This window comes from Leeia aquatica, from assembly GCF_012641365.1.
Classification (GTDB): Bacteria; Pseudomonadota; Gammaproteobacteria; order Burkholderiales; family Leeiaceae; genus Leeia; species Leeia aquatica.
On record NZ_JABAIM010000002.1, the window covers coordinates 543,076 to 559,441 of the forward strand.

Below are 16,366 nucleotides of genomic sequence, written 5' to 3' on the forward strand. Positions count from 1 at the left end.
CATGGCATGAGTTTATGCCTGCCAGGCATGAAGCAAAAGGCCACCCTGCCGGGTGGCCTGATAGGGCGGCCAATGTCGCCGTGCGGCGCTTACTTGCTCGGCGCTGCCGGTTTGACATCTTTCTTGGCAGGCTCAGCCGGTTTGGCTGGCGTTGCTGCCGTAGCGGGCTTACCGGCAGGGACCGCTGGTTTGGCCGTGGTGGCTGCCGCTGACAGCGTAATGTCACCCTTGATCTTGTTGTAAATGCCATCACCAATGCCGCTGACATTCTTCAGGCCGTCTAGCGTCTTGAACGGGCCATTCTTGGTACGGTACTCGATAATGGCCTTGGCTTTGGCCGGACCCACGCCCTTCAGGCTTTCCAGCTGCGCCTGGGTTGCAGTATTGATATTGACGGCGGCCAGCGCAAAATGCATGGCAAAAGCAGCAAACAAGCCTGCAAACAGCTTCTTCATGGCGCAACACTCCCTGTTGGTATAAATGGAATCACTGTAATGCAACAATCTCGCCCGTAGCCGGGTTGTCACCAAGACCACACATGATCAGTGTATTGCAGCGCAATATCTACCGCAAGCAGGCGGGCTGCGGTGAAAGTGGACTTCCTTTATAATCAGCGTTTTGCCGCCTGTCCTTTCGTCCATGTCGCTGAACGCCTTGCCTGACCTGATCCTCCCCGCTGCCGGGCAGAAATTCCGCTGGCCCGCCTTGCCTGGCGCGGCAGATGCACTGGCGCTGGCGCAGCTGGCCGGGCAGCGCGCTCCGCTGGTGGTGATTACCGCCACCGCACAGCATGCCCAGCGCCTGCTGGAAGAGCTGGCCTTTTTCAACCCGGCGCTACGCTGCTGCCTGCTGCCGGACTGGGAAACCCTGCCCTACGACCATTTCTCGCCGCACCATGATCTGGTCTCCGCCCGGCTGGCGACACTCTACCAGCTGCACAGCCGACAGTTTGATGTGGCCATCGTACCACTGGCTACCACGCTGTACCGGCTGACCCCGCCGTCTTATCTGGCGGCCTATACCTTCATGCTTCGCAAGGGCGAGGTACTGGACCTCGACAAGCTGCGCGAGCAATTCACCCTGGCAGGCTATCATCACGTCAACCAGGTCTATTCGCCCGGTGAGTACAGTGTACGCGGCAGCCTGATCGACCTGTTCCCGATGGGCTCGGTGCTGCCGTACCGGCTGGACTTGTTCGACCGCGAGCTGGAGAGCATCCGTACCTTTGATGTCGACAGCCAGCGCACCCTCTACCCGGTCGCCGACATCCGCCTGCTACCCGCGCGCGAATTCCCGACCGACGCCAACGGTGTGCAGACCTTCCGCCGCAATTTCCGCGAAACCTTTGAGGGCGATCCAACCAAGTCCCGGCTGTATAAGGATGTCAGCGCCGGCATGACCCCGGCAGGCATCGAGTACTACCTGCCGCTGTTCTTTGACGAAACCGCCACCCTGTTTGACTACCTGCCGCCAGAGGCCACACTGGCGTTGCATCACGATCTGGATGAGGCCGCGCAGGGTTTCTGGAAGGACACCGATTCCCGTTACCGTCTACTGTCTGGCGACAAGGAACATCCCTTGCTGCCGCCGCAGCGCCTGTTCCTGAGTGCCGAGCAATTCTTTGCCCATTGCCAGCACTGGACCCGCATCACCCTGCCGGAGCCCGCGATCGAGCATGACAGTGGCCCCTGCCTCAGTGCACCGAAAGTATGGGTGGAGCGCCGCGAAGAAGACCCGCTGTTCCGCCTGCGCCAGCACCTGCAGACTGCTCGCACCCCCACGCTGCTGGTGGCCGAGTCGCTTGGTCGGCGTGAAACCCTGCTCAACCTGCTCAAGGAATACCAGCTGCAGCCACAGGTGGTCGAGGATTTCGCCGCCTTCCTAAACAGTGACGCACCATTTGCGCTGTGCGTCGGCGCCTTGCAGCAAGGCTACGCCACAGCAGACTACACCCTGCTCACCGAAGCCGAGCTGTACGCCACTTACAGCAGCAGCAAAGGCAAGCGGCAAGGCAAAAAAACCAATACCGAAAACCTACTGCGCGATCTCTCCGAGCTGAAAGCCGGAGACCCGGTGGTGCATGAGCAGCACGGGGTGGGCCGTTATCTGGGGCTGGTGACACTGGATCTGGGTGAAGGTGCCACCGAGTTCCTGCACCTGTCGTATGCCGATGATGCCAAGCTGTACATCCCGGTAGCGCAGCTGCACGTGGTGTCCCGCTATGCCGGAGTTTCCGCAGACGCCGCGCCGCTGCACAAACTGGGTTCCGGTCAATGGGACAAGGCGCGCAAGAAGGCCGCCGAGCAGGTACGCGATACGGCTGCAGAATTGCTCAACCTGTACGCCTGTCGCGCGGCCCGTCAGGGCTACGCCTTCAAGCTCTCCGAGCATGATCATGCCGCTTTTGCCGAGGGCTTTGGTTTCGAGGAAACCCCAGATCAGGCAGCAGCCATCGCAGCGGTGATTCAGGACATGACCAGCGGCAAGCCGATGGACCGGCTGGTGTGTGGCGATGTGGGTTTCGGCAAGACCGAAGTGGCCTTGCGTGCCGCCTTTGTGGCGGTGGCCGATGGCAAACAGGTAGCGGTGCTGGTGCCCACCACCCTGCTGGCCGAGCAGCATTGGCAAACCTTCAGCGACCGCTTTGCCGACTGGCCGGTGAAGGTGGTGGAGCTTAGCCGTTTCCGCACCGCCAAGGAACAGGCGCAGGCCCTCAAGGGTCTGGCGGATGGCAGCGTCGACATCGTGATCGGCACCCATCGCCTGGTGCAGCCGGACATAGAATTTGCCCGGCTGGGTCTGGTGATCATCGACGAAGAGCACCGCTTTGGCGTACGGCAGAAAGAACAGCTGAAAGCCCTGCGCGCTGAAGTGGACGTGCTGACCCTGACGGCCACGCCAATTCCGCGTACGCTCGGCATGGCGCTGGAAGGCTTGCGCGACTTCTCGGTGATCGCCACCGCGCCGCAACGGCGACTGGCAATCAAGACCTTTGTCGCGCCCGAATCAGATGGTGTGATCCGCGAAGCGGTACTGCGCGAGCTCAAGCGTGGTGGTCAGGTATTCTTCCTCTACAACGAGGTCGACACCATCGAGCACATGCGCGCCCGACTGGAAAAACTGGTGCCGGAAGCCCGCATTGGCATCGGCCACGGCCAGATGCGCGAGCGCGAGCTGGAAACCGTGATGCGCGACTTTTACCAGCAGCGCTTCAACCTGTTTCTGTGTACCACCATCATCGAAACCGGTATCGACGTTCCCAACGCCAACACCATCCTGATTCACCGTGCGGACAAATTCGGTCTGGCCCAGTTGCACCAGCTGCGGGGTCGGGTGGGGCGCAGCCACCATCAGGCTTATGCCTACCTGCTGACCCCGGAAAAGACCACCAACGCTGCCATCAAACGGCTGGAAGCCATCCAGATGATGGAGGAGCTGGGCTCCGGTTTCTATCTGGCGATGCACGACCTGGAAATCCGTGGCGCGGGCGAGGTTTTGGGCGACGGCCAGAGCGGCCAGGTACAGGAAATCGGCTTCAGCCTGTACTCCGAAATGCTGAATCAGGCGGTCAAAGCACTGAAGAAGGGGCTGGAGCCGGACTTCTCGCAGCCGCTGGAAGTGGTGTCCGAGATCAACCTGCACGTCCCCGCCCTGCTGCCGACCGACTACTGTCCCGATGTGCATGAGCGGCTGGTCCTGTACAAGCGGCTGGCCAACTGCAGCACCGCGGACGAGCTGGATGAATTGCACCAGGAGCTGATCGACCGCTTTGGCCTGCTGCCGGAAGCCACACAAGCGCTGGTGGAATCGCACCGCCTGCGCCTGCTGGCCAAGCCGCTGGGGGTGAGCAAGCTCGACGCCACGGAAAACGGCATCAACCTGCAGTTTGTCCCCAACCCACCGATCGACCCGATGAAAATCATCACCCTGATCCAGAGCAAGCGCCATTACAAACTGGCCGGGCCGGACCGGCTGAAGGTGGAAAGCAAACTGCCGGAACTGGGCGTACGCATTGCCCGTATCAAGGAATTGTTCAAGGAACTGAGCTAAGCCATGCCTTTGATTGTCCATGCCCTCCGCGATATTGACCCTGCCCATCTGGCGCTGCTGGCACAGTTGAGCCACAGTGCTGCGCCGGTACAGCGCCACCCGCAGTGCGGGCTACTGGATGAGGCACAGCCCGCTGAGCGGGCTCGTATCGCCAGCCTGTGTGCACAGTGGCAGTACGACCACGCTTGGGTGGATGCACGACCGCTGTCGTCCTTTGGGCTGGTGGCCATGGACATGGACTCCACCTTGATCACCATCGAGTGCATCGACGAAATTGCCGACCTGCAAGGGCTGAAGGCCGAGGTAGCCGCCATTACCGAGCGCTCCATGGCGGGCGAGCTGGATTTTGCCAGCAGCCTGCGTGAGCGGGTGGCATTGCTGGCGGGGCTGCCAGAGGCCGCGCTGGACACCGTCTACCAGCAGCGGCTGGCACTCCAGCCAGGAGCAGAGCGTATGCTGAAGCAAGTGCACGCCGCCGGTTTGCAGACGCTGCTGATTTCAGGCGGCTTCACTTTCTTTACCGAGCGGCTGCAACAGCGGCTGGGCCTGACCCACGCCATCGCCAACCGACTGGAAGTACACAATGGTCACCTCACTGGTCGGGTGGAAGGCGAGCTGATCGACGCCGCTGCCAAGGCACGCCACCTGCAGCGCTTACGGGATGCTGCCGGTCTACAGCCCGACCAGACCATTGCGTTTGGGGATGGTGCCAACGATATTCCCATGTTCCAGGCCGCGGCGGTGTCCATTGCCTTCCGTGGCAAGCCGGCGCTGAAACACGTCGCTACGGCCTGCTTCGATCATGTCGGGCTGGATGGCCTGCTTAATCTGTTCCCGAACTGACCATGCCGACCCCGTTCTACGATGACCTGAATGCCACACTGGATGCTGCCTGGCGGCTGTTGCAGCAAGGCGTGCCGGATATCCGGGTACCGGCGCATGTCCCGACGCTGGCCACGGTCGGCCTGGATGGCAAGCCCAAACTGCGCAGCATCATCCTGCGGGCGCTGGACATCAAGCAGCGGGTGCTGACCCTGCACACCGACAGCCGAAGCAGCAAGCTTGAGGAAATCCGGCAAAACCCGGCGGTGTCGCTGCATGTGTATGATGCCGCGCAGAAGATCCAGCTGCAGTTGAGCGGACAAGCCAGCCTGCACCTGGATGACGCCCAGGCAGATGCGGGCTGGCGAGCCAGCCGCATGCTGTCGCGCCGTACTTATCTGGTCCACCCCGGCCCCGGCAAACCGCTGGATGAGCCCGGCAACGGCCTGCCGCAAGCACTGGCGTTTCGCGCCCCCAGCTCAACCGAGAGTGAACAGGGGCGCGCGCACTTCGCACTGTTACAGGTGCAGATTGAGACACTGGACTGGCTGTATCTGGCCCACTATAGCCAGCGCCGCGCCCAGTTCCACTGGACGCCGGAAGGCAAGCTGCAGTCGCGCTGGCTGGTTCCCTAAGAACCTGTTTAGGGTCTCGCGAGCGAGGGTGAGACAAGGCGAAAACGACTGAGGAAGCGGAGTTTACTCGGTGTAAATGAGCATTCTGAAGTGGTTTTCAACGCCGTATCGCCGTCGCGCAGCAGACCATAAACAGGTTCTAAGCCGGTTCAGGCAAAACGGCTGAACGCAGGCGGCTGAAAAGCCTGGAACTCACCGTGCTGGGCAAAATGGTTGGTTGCCGCGACCAGTGCATGGGCTATGCCCGGTTCGCCTGCGGTATGCCCGGCATCGGCCACCACATGCAACTGCGCTTCAGGCCAGACTGCTTTCAGCTGGAAGGCATAGCGCAGCGGACACACCATGTCGTAACGCCCGTGGGCAATAAAGCAGGGCAAATGCCGGATCCGGTCCACCTGATTCAGTAGCTGGTCCGGCGGCAGGAAAATGCGATGGGTAAAGTACCACGCCTCCAGTCGCCCCATCGCCGTCACCAAGGCGTCGCTCATCACCTCATCCGCTGGCGGGGGCAACAGCTGGGCGCAGACATTCTCATACTCCGCCCAGGCACGCGCTGCGGGCAGGTAGAGCGCAGGATCATCCGAAAACAGCCGCCTGCCGTAAGCAGCCAGCAGATCATCACGCTCAGCTTCCGGAATATGCCCAGCATAGCGTGCCCATGCGTCCGGGAACACCATGCGTATACCATTGGCCCACCAGTCAATCTCCGCTTCACTACCCAGCCAGATGCCACGCAAGACCAGGCCAAGGCAATGCTCGGGATGTGCTTCACTGTAGGCCAGCGCCAGCGTCGAACCCCATGAGCCGCCAAACACCAGCCACTTGGCAATGCCCAACATGTGGCGCAATGCTTCAATGTCAGCAATCAGATGGGCCGTGGTATTGTTGCGCAGCTCACCCAGCGGAGTGGAGCGCCCGGAGCCCCGCTGATCCAGCAAGATGATGTGGTAGCGTTCCGGATCAAAAAAACGCCGGCTGGTGGCAGAAATACCCGAGCCCGGCCCACCGTGCAAAAACAGCACCGGAATACCCTCCGGGTTGCCGCAGCACTCCCAGTACAGGGTATGCAACTCATCCACCGGCAGATGGCCATGACGCAGTGGCTCAATGGCGGGGAACAGGATGGTGTCCAGCATGCTTGTCTCAACAGAAAAGGGCAGAAACGGACTCAAACGCGGCTGGACAACCAGATCAGCAGAATGACCACCAGCCACAGCACCACGGTACGCCAGATCAGGCCCACCGCACTCTTCAGGTAATTCGGATCCGCATCATCGCCCAGCCCCAGCTCCGGCCGATATTTGACGGTATGGTCCTGGTGCACCGGGTCGCCCAGCCGTACACCAATAGCCCCTGCGCCACTGGCCAGCAGGATGCCGTAGGCGTAATTGGCCCAGTTGGCTGCTTGCGAACGCCAGCAGTACACCGCATCCTCAAAGTCACCGACGATGGCAAAGCTGGTGGCGGTCAAGCGGACCGGAATCCAGTCCAGCCACTCATAAACCTGTACAGCAAACCGACCAAATGCGGCGTCCCCCGGAATACGCATGCTGCCCCATTTGTCGTACAGGCGAGTCGACAAGCGGTACAGCACCGCCCCCATCGGGCCCGGCAGCACCATGAACCAGAAAATGGTACCAAACACAAAGCGGTGGGAATCCATCAAGCCTTGCTCAATGGCCACCTTGGACACTTCGCTGGTGGTCATCTCACTGGTGGCTTGCCCGGTCCACTGCGCCAGCAGTTCGCGCGCCTTGGGCAGATCATCATTCTGCAACGCTTCAGAAATACCGGAGAAGGCGCTGGAGAAGTGGCGGAAGCCCATGGTCAGATACAACACGGCGACACACCACAGCCACCCCGCCAGCCGATGCACGTAGTGGGCCAGCCCGGCATAGATCAGCCAGGTCAGTGCGCACAGCGGCAACACCGCCAAGCACCAGCCCACCACGCCGTGCGCATACTCACCGGCGTTGAATTTACGCTCAATGACATTCGCCAGCCGGGTAAACAGCAGGAAGACACGGTTACGACTGCCCAGCGGGTAGAACTGTTCCAGCAGCAGGGCAAGAATCAAGGCGAGCAAGCTCATGCACACTCCGTAGACTTAACCGCTCACGTCCCCGCATGAACATGCGGACGCCAGCACGGACTCAGGGCCATTACGCAGTACGCATGATTGCGGCTGACCCGGCGGTACACAATACCACAAGGGGCGATGGCTTGTCTTAGGCGCTGCACAAGGCACACAGGCCGTGACAGGGCATTTTCGGGATTAAAGCCAATAGTAGATCAATTTTGTCAACTATTGGCACCCTCCCCCGTGATCGGCTACACTACGCCACGACACTGGGCCATGCCCAGGCAGACCGTCATGGAACAGGCTGAGCGGTTTTCCAGCCCTTCCGACACCAACCCGGCAGCCCGCCTGCCCTTATGGAGTTGCTCATGGAACACAAACTGCCCGAACTGCCGTATGCACTGGACGCCCTGGCGCCGCACATGTCCAAGGAAACGCTGGAGTACCACTACGGCAAGCATCATCAGACCTACATCACCAATCTGAATAACCTGATCAAGGGTACCGACAACGAAGCCCTGTCGCTGGAAGAGATCGTGAAGAAGGCCCCGGCAGGCGGTCTGTTCAACAACGCCGCGCAGGTGTGGAACCACACCTTCTTCTGGCTGGGCTTCAAGCCAAACGCCGGTGATGCCCGCGTACCGACCGGTGCACTGGCTGACGCCATCAATGCCAAGTGGGGTTCGCTGGACGAATTCAAAAAGGCCTTCAATACCTCCGCTGCGGGCAACTTCGGCTCCGGCTGGACCTGGCTGGTGAAGAAATCCGATGGCAGCCTGGACATCGTCAACACCAGCGCCGCTGGCACCCCGCTGACCACCGCTGACACCGCCCTGCTGACCTGTGATGTGTGGGAACACGCCTACTACATCGACTACCGCAACAGCCGCCCGAACTACCTGGAAGGCTTCTGGAAGCTGGTGGACTGGGACGTGGTCGCTCAGCGCTTTGCCTGATCAAGCCAAAGCCCAGCCAAAAAACCCTGCCATCTGGCAGGGTTTTTTATTGATGCGCGCCGGGACACCGCCGTATCATGACGTCATGAATACGCCTCACACCGCTGAGCAGCACGACCTGTTCCGCCGCTTTCCACTGGATCAGCACATCGAGCTGAATGGGGAAAGCCTGAGCTCTCCTTACCATGTCTACGATGGGCATTTGCTGATGCTGGGGGGCCACGTGGATGGTGCGGTTGCTGCAGCCCGTTTGCCCGCCGGGCAATACCCGCTGCTGGACGAGCAGGGCCGGGCGCTGGCAGCCATCTGGCTGGGTGACTTCACCGAGGCCAACCTCGGCGCGCATCATGAATTGCAGTTTTCCCTGTTTGCCAGCACGCAGTCGCTACCGCCCCGGCCCACTCACCCATTGCGCCTGTTCCATGCGCTGATGTGCCAGCCCGTCCACATGGTATGCCAGCACCTGTGGAACAATACCCAGCGCGTGGTGTCGTTTAACCGGGATCATTTGCTGCTGGATGCCCAGCTCACCCATAGCCAGCTGCGCTGCCAGCAAAACCGCTGGCAAGGGGATTACCGCGATGCTGCCGATGCACCACTGGCCCAATTTGACCTCGCCCATAGCCCGCGCCAGCCTGGCGCCGTGCTCTGGCGTATTCTGGGACAAATCGGCATGCGCGGCTGGTGGCGGTCTGTGCGCTCGCCCATTCTGAATGTGCCAGTATGCAATACCCTGCGCGAGGGTATCGAGCTGATCAGTGTGTCACAGACCTGGAGCCAGCCACGCAAGCAGATCATTCGGCTGGCGCAGGCGGAAGATCGGGTTGAGCTGCTCGCGCCCTCACTGTCTGCCTACGATTTCCGGCTGGACTTTGTGCAGCAGATCGAAGGCTTCCGCTTTGTCTACCAGCGCCCCACACCGTTCTAGGCACGCCAAAGGCCGGAAGCAAAAACGCCACGGCAAACCGTGGCGTTTTTGTTAGATCAGACCGCGAATCAGGCTTCGTCAGCCGGGGCCGGTTTCTTCTCCGGCGGCGGCAGCAGCGCCTTCATCGACAGTTTGACACGGCCCTTCTCGTCCAGCTCCAGCACCTTCACGGTGACCACGTCGCCTTCCTTCACATAGTCGGTCACATTGGCCACGCGCTCGTGGGCAATCTGGCTGATATGCAGCAGGCCATCGCGGTTCGGCAGCAGATTGACGATGGCACCGAACTCCAGCACCTTCACCACCGGGCCGGTATACACCGCGCCCACTTCCACTTCCGCCGTGATTTCTTCGATGCGCTTGCGGGCCAGTGCGGCACCTTCAGCACTCACCGAAGCGATGGTAATGGTGCCATCTTCTTCGATATTGATCTGGGTACCGGTTTCTTCGGTCAGCGCACGGATCACCGAGCCACCCTTGCCGATCACGTCACGGATCTTCTCCGGGTTGATCTTCATGGTGTACATGCGCGGGGCATGCTGCGAAATCTCGGTGGAGGCACCCGACATGGCTTCCTTCATCAGGCCCAGGATGTGCAGACGGCCCGCCTTGGCTTGCTCCAGCGCGGCCTTCATGATTTCCTTGGTGATGCCGTTGATCTTGATGTCCATCTGCAGCGCGGTCACACCGTCTTCGGTGCCGGCTACCTTGAAGTCCATATCGCCCAGGTGATCTTCGTCACCCAGAATGTCGGTCAGCACCGCAAAACGGTTACCTTCCTTGATCAGACCCATGGCCACGCCGGCCACGTGCGCCTTCAGCGGCACACCAGCGTCCATCAGCGATAGGCAGCCACCGCACACCGAAGCCATCGAGGAGGAACCGTTGGATTCCGTGATCTCGGACACCACACGCATGGTGTAGGCGAAGTCTTCCGCTGCAGGCAGCACCGCCTTCAGCGCGCGCTTGGCCAGGTTACCGTGACCGATTTCGCGGCGCTTCGGCGAACCGACACGACCGGTTTCACCGGTGGAGTACGGCGGGAAGTTGTAGTGCAGCATGAAGCGATCAGAGTACTCACCCATCAGTGCGTCGATCTTCTGCACGTCTTGCGGGGTACCCAGCGTGGCTACCACCAGCGCCTGGGTTTCACCACGGGTGAACAGCACCGAACCATGGGTACGCGGCAGCACGCTGTTGCGAATGGCGATCGGGCGCACGGTACGGGTGTCACGACCGTCGATTCGCGGCTCACCGGCCAGGATCTGACCACGAACCACCTTGGCTTCCAGCTCTTTCACCATGTTCTTGATGGCGTTGACCTGTACCGTGTCCATCTCGGCGGTGAGGACAGCGGCAAAAGTCGTTTCCTTCACTTGTGCCAGCGCCTGAGTACGCGCCTGCTTGTCGCGGATACGATAGGCGGCTGCGATGCCTTCCTGTGCCAACTCGGCTACACGGGCTACCAGCGCTTCGTCCTGAGCCGGTGCTTGCCAGTCCCACAGGTCCTTGCCACCTTCTTCGGCCAGATCCAGAATGGCGTTGATGGCGGCCTGCATCTGTTCGTGACCGAACACCACGGCGCCCAGCATCACATCTTCCGGCAGGCATTGCGCTTCCGATTCCACCATCAGCACGGCGGTTTCGGTACCGGCCACCACCAAGTCCAGTTGCGAGGACTTCAGCTGGGTGGAAGTGGGGCACATCACATACTGGCCATCCACATAACCCACACGGGCCGCGCCAATCGGGCCATCAAACGGCACACCAGCCACAGCCAGCGCGGCAGAGGCACCCAGCATGGCCGGGATGTCCGGATCAATCTCCGGGTCCACCGACATCACGGTAGCCACGATCTGCACTTCGTTGAAGAAGCCTTCCGGGAACAGCGGGCGCAGCGGACGGTCGATCAGGCGGGAAACCAGAATTTCCTTTTCGCTCGGGCGGCCTTCACGCTTGAAGAAGCCACCCGGAATCTTGCCGGCGGCGTAGGTACGCTCTTGGTAATCCACGGTCAGCGGGAAGAAATCCTGTCCCGGCTTGACACTCTTGGCCGCCACCACCGACACCAGCACAGCGGTATCGCCCATGCTGGCCATCACGGCACCGCTGGCCTGGCGCGCGATTTCGCCGGTTTCCAGGGTGACGGTATGCTGTCCAAACTGGAAGCTTTTTTTCACACTGCTCAATTGCAATTTCATGTTTTTCCTTTCAACTCAGCCCCACTGGGCATCCCTGCCGAAGGAGACTCTAAGCCTGCCAGCCGGTCTTGCAACCGCCGGGCACGATTAGAGACTCCCTCCTTCGATGTGAACATGCCACCCGTTACCCAAAGGCAAGGGGTGGCATGCAGGCAGGCGGTTTCCCGCCGGAGCAACTTATTTACGCAGGCCCAGACGTTCGATCAGCGAACGATACAGATCCAGATCGGTACGCTTCAGGTAGTCCAGCAGCTTGCGACGACGGCTCACCATCCGCAGCAGACCGCGGCGGGAATGGTGATCCTTGCTGTTGTTCTTGAAGTGGCCGGTCAGGTCATTGATACGGGTGGTCAGCAGTGCAATCTGCACTTCGGAAGAACCGGTATCACCAGCGGCACGCTGGAACTTGCCAATCACTTCGGCTTTCTGGGCAACGGTAATCGCCATTTCAATTTCTCCATCAACCCGTGCCTTGCGGCAGTCGGGGCGGGCATTTCAGCCCTGGTTCAAAAAAATAAGACCTCATTCCGCAGCAGACAGCTTGGGCTCATTGGCACCACCCATCATGCGCGACGGATACAGCATGCCGTCCAGCCTGATTTCCCCGAGTCCGAGGAAACGGCCTTCTGGCCCGTATACCCGTTGCTGCCCCGGCTGGCCGTCATGGCGTACAGCCTGACCGTGGGTCAGCCTGCCGGCATCGTTCGCCGACAGTTGCAATTGCGGCAGATCACCCAACAGGCGGTCTACCGGCAACAACAATTCATCCCTTTGAGCAGGGTCCATCGCTTCCAGTTCCTCAACCGTCACCGCCTGATCCAGTGAAAAGCCACCGGTTTCGGTACGGCGCAGGCCTGCCAGATGCGCACCACAGCCCAAAGCCTTGCCCATGTCTTCCGCCAGGGTCCGGATATAAGTGCCTTTGGAGCAACGCACATCCAGAACAAACTGCGGAAACGAGCAAGACTGCAATTCTAACGCATAAATGTGAATCGCGCGCGCCGCTCGTTCAATTTCCTGTCCGGCACGGGCATATTCGTACAAGGGGCGGCCCTGGTGCTTGAGTGCCGAGTACAGCGGTGGCACCTGCATCTGCGGGCCAAGAAACTGTGGCAGCACGGCACGCAACGCGGCCTCATCCACGGTCACTGGCCAGGTCTGCAATACCTCGCCTTCGCGGTCGCCGGTGGTGGTGGTGGCGCCCAGTTGTACCGTGGCCCGGTAGGCTTTGTCGGCATCCAGCCAGCGCTGCGCAAATTTGGTGGCTTCTCCAAAGCACAGCGGCAGCAGTCCAGTCGCCAGCGGATCCAGCACGCCGGTATGGCCTGCCTTTTCGGCCTGGTACAGCCAGCGCACCTTTTGTAGTACCTGGTTGCTGGATGCGCCTTCAGGCTTGTCCAGCAGCAGCACACCATCCACCCGCCGTTTGATGCGGCGAGGTTTACTCATCGCTGGCCGGAGTTGGGTTGGCGCGGCTGATCAATTGATCCAGCTGCACCCCTTGCTCGACCGACAGGTCGTAGACAAAGTGCAGTTCCGGCATCTTGAACAGCTTGAAGCCGCGCGCCAGTTGCGAGCGCAAGAAGCCTTTGGCCGCCTCCAGCTTGTCGGCGATCTCTTCACGAGCGGTTTCCTCACCGAGGAAGGTGTAGAACACCTTGGCGTGCGAGTAATCGCGCGTTACTTCCACATCGGTGATGGTAATCAGCGAAGCACGCGGATGATCCAGCTCGGCGCGAATCAACTCGGCGATGTCTTTTTGCAGCTGCTGTGCCACCCGGTCAGCCCGGGTAAAATGTTTGGCCATTGTGTTCCAATATGATGTTCATGCTACGAGCGGCAACGCCGGACACTCGGTCCGGCGTTCCGATCCTGCACCCAGCACGCCTTACAGCGAACGGGCCACTTCCACGACTTCGAAGATTTCCAGCAGGTCACCTTCGACCAGGTCGTTATAGTTCTTCAGCGACAGGCCGCACTCAAAGTTGGAGCGCACTTCCTTGACGTCGTCCTTGAAGCGCTTGAGCGAGTCCAGCTCACCCTGGTGGATGACCACGTTGTTACGCAGCACACGCACCCCGGCGTGGCGCTTGACCATACCATCCTGCACGTAGCAGCCGGCGATCGTCCCCACCTTGGAGATGACGAACACCTGACGCACTTCCACCATACCGATGACCTGCTCGCGCTTCTCCGGTGCCAGCATGCCGGACAGCGCCGACTTCACCTCATCCACCGCCTGGTAAATGATGTTGTAGTAGCGGATGTCCACGCCATTGCCTTCGGCCAGACGGCGCGATTGTGCATCGGCACGCACGTTGAAGCCGATAATGACGGCGCCGGAGGCAATCGCCAGGTTGACGTCGGATTCGCTGATGGCACCCACTGCGCTGTGGATGATGTTGACCTTCACTTCTTCGGTCGACAACTTCTGCAGTGACTGCGCCAGCGCTTCGTAGGAGCCTTGCACGTCAGACTTGATGATCAACGGCAGGGTCTTGACCTCGCCCTCGCCCATCTGTTCGAACATGCCTTCCAGCTTCGCAGCCTGCTGGCGGGCCAGCTTGACGTCGCGGAACTTGCCTTGACGGAACAGGGCAATTTCACGTGCCTTGCGCTCATCGGCCAGCACCATGGCATCTTCACCGGCATTCGGTACATCGGACAGACCGAGAATCTCGACCGGAATCGACGGGCCAGCTTCATCCACCGGCTTGCCGTTTTCATCCAGCATGGCACGGACACGGCCATACACACCACCGGCCAGCACCACATCACCGCGACGCAGCGTACCGCTGGTCACCAACAGGGTGGTGACCGGGCCACGGCCCTTGTCCAGACGGGCTTCGATCACAATACCCTTGGCTGGTGCATCGACCGGCGCGGTCAGCTCCAGCACTTCGGCCTGCAGCAGGATGCCTTCCAGCAGTTCGTCAATGCCGGTACCTTGCTTGGCCGACACTTCGACAAACATGGCATCGCCACCCCAGTCTTCCGGCACCACTTCATGCTGCACCAGTTCCTGGCGAATCCGCTCGGGATTAGCATCCGGCTTGTCGATCTTGTTCACTGCCACCACGATCGGCACTTCCGCCGCCTTGGCGTGGTGAATGGCTTCAATCGTTTGCGGCATCACGCCGTCGTCAGCGGCCACCACCAGCACCACCAAGTCGGTCACCTTGGCACCACGGGCACGCATGGCGGTAAACGCCTCGTGACCCGGCGTGTCGAGGAAGGTGATCATGCCACGGCTGGTTTCCACGTGATACGCACCAATATGCTGGGTAATGCCACCCGCTTCGCCCGATGCCACCTTGGCGCGGCGGATGTAATCCAGCAGAGAGGTCTTGCCGTGGTCAACGTGACCCATCACCGTCACCACCGGTGCACGAGACGACAGCTGGTAATCCTGATGTTGCTCGTCGGCATCGGCCAGCATGGCTTCCGGGTCATCCAGCTTGGCGGCCTTGGCGACGTGGCCCATTTCTTCCACCACGATCATGGCGGTTTCCTGGTCTAGCACCTGATTGATGGTGACCATCGACCCCATCTTCATCATGGTCTTGATCACTTCAGCCGCTTTCACCGCCATGCGGTGCGCCAGTTCGGCCACGGTAATGGTTTCCGGCACCGCAACGTCACGCACCATCGGCTCGGTCGGCGCCTGGAAGGTGGAGTTGGCATCGCTGCCACCACGCTTGCCACCCTTGCGGGAACGACGGTCGTTACTATCGGCACCACCGCGCACCTTCAGGCCACGCTTGCGGTTGCCATCGTCACGCTCATCACGGCCACCACCCTTGCGGGCGTCCTTGTTGTCCTTGCTCGGCGCGGCATCCTTGCGGTCGGTCGCGGCCGGTGCGGCGGGCTTGGCCGCAGCACCACGGGCCGGTGCGGCTTCCGCAGGCTTCGGCGCAGCAGCAGCCTGCTGCTGGGCAGCTTGTGCACGACGCAGACGCTCTTCGCGATCCAGACGGGCCTGACGATCGGCCTCCTGGCGAGCGCGCAGCTCCGCCTGGCGCTTGGCATCCTGCTCACGCGCGGCGATTTCTTCCGGTGTCAGGAAGGCATGTTTGACATGCAGGGTACCCTGGGTCTTGGATTTGGCCTCTGCGGCAGGCTGCGGTGCCGCTGCCGGTGCTTCAGCCACCGGCTCCGGCTGGGCCGCTTCAACTTCGGCCACCACCACGGGCTCCACCACCGGCTCGGGTTCCGGTTCGACCACCACGACCGGCTCCGGCACCACCTCCACTACCGGGGCTTCGATAACCGGCTCCGGCTGGGCTACCACCACTTCAGGTGCCTCGACCACCGGCGTTTCAATCACCGGCACCGGAGCTTCCAGCGCAAGGTCGGCTTCCGCCACCGGGGCTTCCGCAGCTTGTGGTTCGCGCTTCTCGAAGACCCGCTTCTTTTTGACTTCCACCTGAATGGTGCGGCCGCGACCGGCACCATCTGCTTGCTTGATGGTGGTGGTTTGGCGGCTGGTCAAGGTAATCTTCTTGTCCGATGCTGCGCCATGCTGACGGCGCAGGTAGTCCAGCAACCGGGACTTGTCGGCCTCAGACAGCTGATCATTCAATGAAGACTTGCTCACCCCGGCCGCGCGCAGCTGGTCCAGCAGCAGCTCAGGCCGCAGCTTGAGCTCTTCCGCAAATTGTGCGACGTTTGTCGTTCCCATACTCGCTCCTTGT

General features: G+C 61.0%; 13 protein-coding genes. 5 read left to right on the forward strand and 8 right to left on the reverse strand.

The window, feature by feature from the left end:
- Positions 1 to 89 precede the first annotated feature (89 nt).
- On the reverse strand, positions 90 to 455 hold the full coding sequence (locus HF682_RS11735) for a ComEA family DNA-binding protein (RefSeq protein ID WP_168877468.1): 366 nt from the start codon (positions 453 to 455) through the stop codon (positions 90 to 92).
- A 184-nt stretch (positions 456 to 639) separates the two neighbouring features.
- Between HF682_RS11735 and mfd the strand changes: the two genes are divergently transcribed.
- Genes mfd through HF682_RS11750 form a run of 3 tightly spaced genes read left to right on the forward strand, consistent with a single transcriptional unit; the run spans position 640 to position 5,507 of the window.
- Positions 640 to 4,050 (forward strand): transcription-repair coupling factor, encoded by a 3,411-nt coding sequence (gene mfd, locus HF682_RS11740; protein ID WP_168877469.1) that lies wholly within the window; start codon positions 640 to 642, stop codon positions 4,048 to 4,050.
- A 3-nt stretch (positions 4,051 to 4,053) separates the two neighbouring features.
- Entirely contained in the window at positions 4,054 to 4,893 is an 840-nt protein-coding gene (serB, locus tag HF682_RS11745) for a phosphoserine phosphatase SerB (RefSeq protein ID WP_168877470.1), read from the forward strand.
- 2 nt (positions 4,894 to 4,895) lie between these two features.
- Positions 4,896 to 5,507, forward strand: coding sequence for a pyridoxamine 5'-phosphate oxidase family protein (locus HF682_RS11750; RefSeq protein WP_168877471.1), 612 nt, complete (start codon positions 4,896 to 4,898; stop codon positions 5,505 to 5,507).
- Between the two features lie 149 nt (positions 5,508 to 5,656).
- On the opposite strand, the gene pip is transcribed toward HF682_RS11750, so the two are convergent.
- Both pip and HF682_RS11760 read right to left on the reverse strand, forming a co-directional pair.
- Entirely contained in the window at positions 5,657 to 6,643 is a 987-nt protein-coding gene (gene pip / locus HF682_RS11755) for a prolyl aminopeptidase (protein ID WP_168877472.1), read from the reverse strand.
- Between the two features lie 32 nt (positions 6,644 to 6,675).
- Positions 6,676 to 7,599: a CobD/CbiB family protein gene (locus HF682_RS11760; protein ID WP_168877473.1), complete on the reverse strand. Its 924-nt coding sequence runs from the start codon at positions 7,597 to 7,599 to the stop codon at positions 6,676 to 6,678.
- A gap of 356 nt (positions 7,600 to 7,955) precedes the next feature.
- Between HF682_RS11760 and HF682_RS11765 the strand changes: the two genes are divergently transcribed.
- Positions 7,956 to 8,543: a superoxide dismutase gene (locus HF682_RS11765; RefSeq protein ID WP_168877474.1), complete on the forward strand. Its 588-nt coding sequence runs from the start codon at positions 7,956 to 7,958 to the stop codon at positions 8,541 to 8,543.
- Between the two features lie 85 nt (positions 8,544 to 8,628).
- Positions 8,629 to 9,471, forward strand: a complete 843-nt coding sequence (locus tag HF682_RS11770) for a hypothetical protein (protein ID WP_168877475.1) — start codon at positions 8,629 to 8,631, stop codon at positions 9,469 to 9,471.
- Between the two features lie 68 nt (positions 9,472 to 9,539).
- Here the strand turns inward: HF682_RS11770 and pnp are convergent, their stop codons facing one another.
- The 5 genes from pnp to infB form a co-directional block, all read right to left on the reverse strand.
- A complete protein-coding gene (pnp, locus tag HF682_RS11775; RefSeq protein ID WP_168877476.1) occupies positions 9,540 to 11,672 on the reverse strand; it encodes a polyribonucleotide nucleotidyltransferase in 2,133 nt (710 codons plus the stop codon).
- Positions 11,673 to 11,849: 177 nt separating this feature from the next.
- Positions 11,850 to 12,119: a 30S ribosomal protein S15 gene (rpsO, locus tag HF682_RS11780; RefSeq protein WP_168877477.1), complete on the reverse strand. Its 270-nt coding sequence runs from the start codon at positions 12,117 to 12,119 to the stop codon at positions 11,850 to 11,852.
- A 75-nt stretch (positions 12,120 to 12,194) separates the two neighbouring features.
- Entirely contained in the window at positions 12,195 to 13,121 is a 927-nt protein-coding gene (truB, locus tag HF682_RS11785) for a tRNA pseudouridine(55) synthase TruB (protein ID WP_168877478.1), read from the reverse strand.
- Entirely contained in the window at positions 13,114 to 13,479 is a 366-nt protein-coding gene (rbfA, locus tag HF682_RS11790; protein WP_168877479.1) for a 30S ribosome-binding factor RbfA, read from the reverse strand. Before rbfA ends, truB begins: the two co-directional genes overlap by 8 nt.
- 81 nt (positions 13,480 to 13,560) lie before the next feature.
- Positions 13,561 to 16,353 carry a translation initiation factor IF-2 gene (infB, locus tag HF682_RS11795; protein ID WP_168877480.1) on the reverse strand — a complete coding sequence of 931 codons (2,793 nt, stop codon included), beginning with the start codon at positions 16,351 to 16,353 and terminating at the stop codon, positions 13,561 to 13,563.
- Between the last annotated feature and the right edge of the window lie 13 nt (positions 16,354 to 16,366).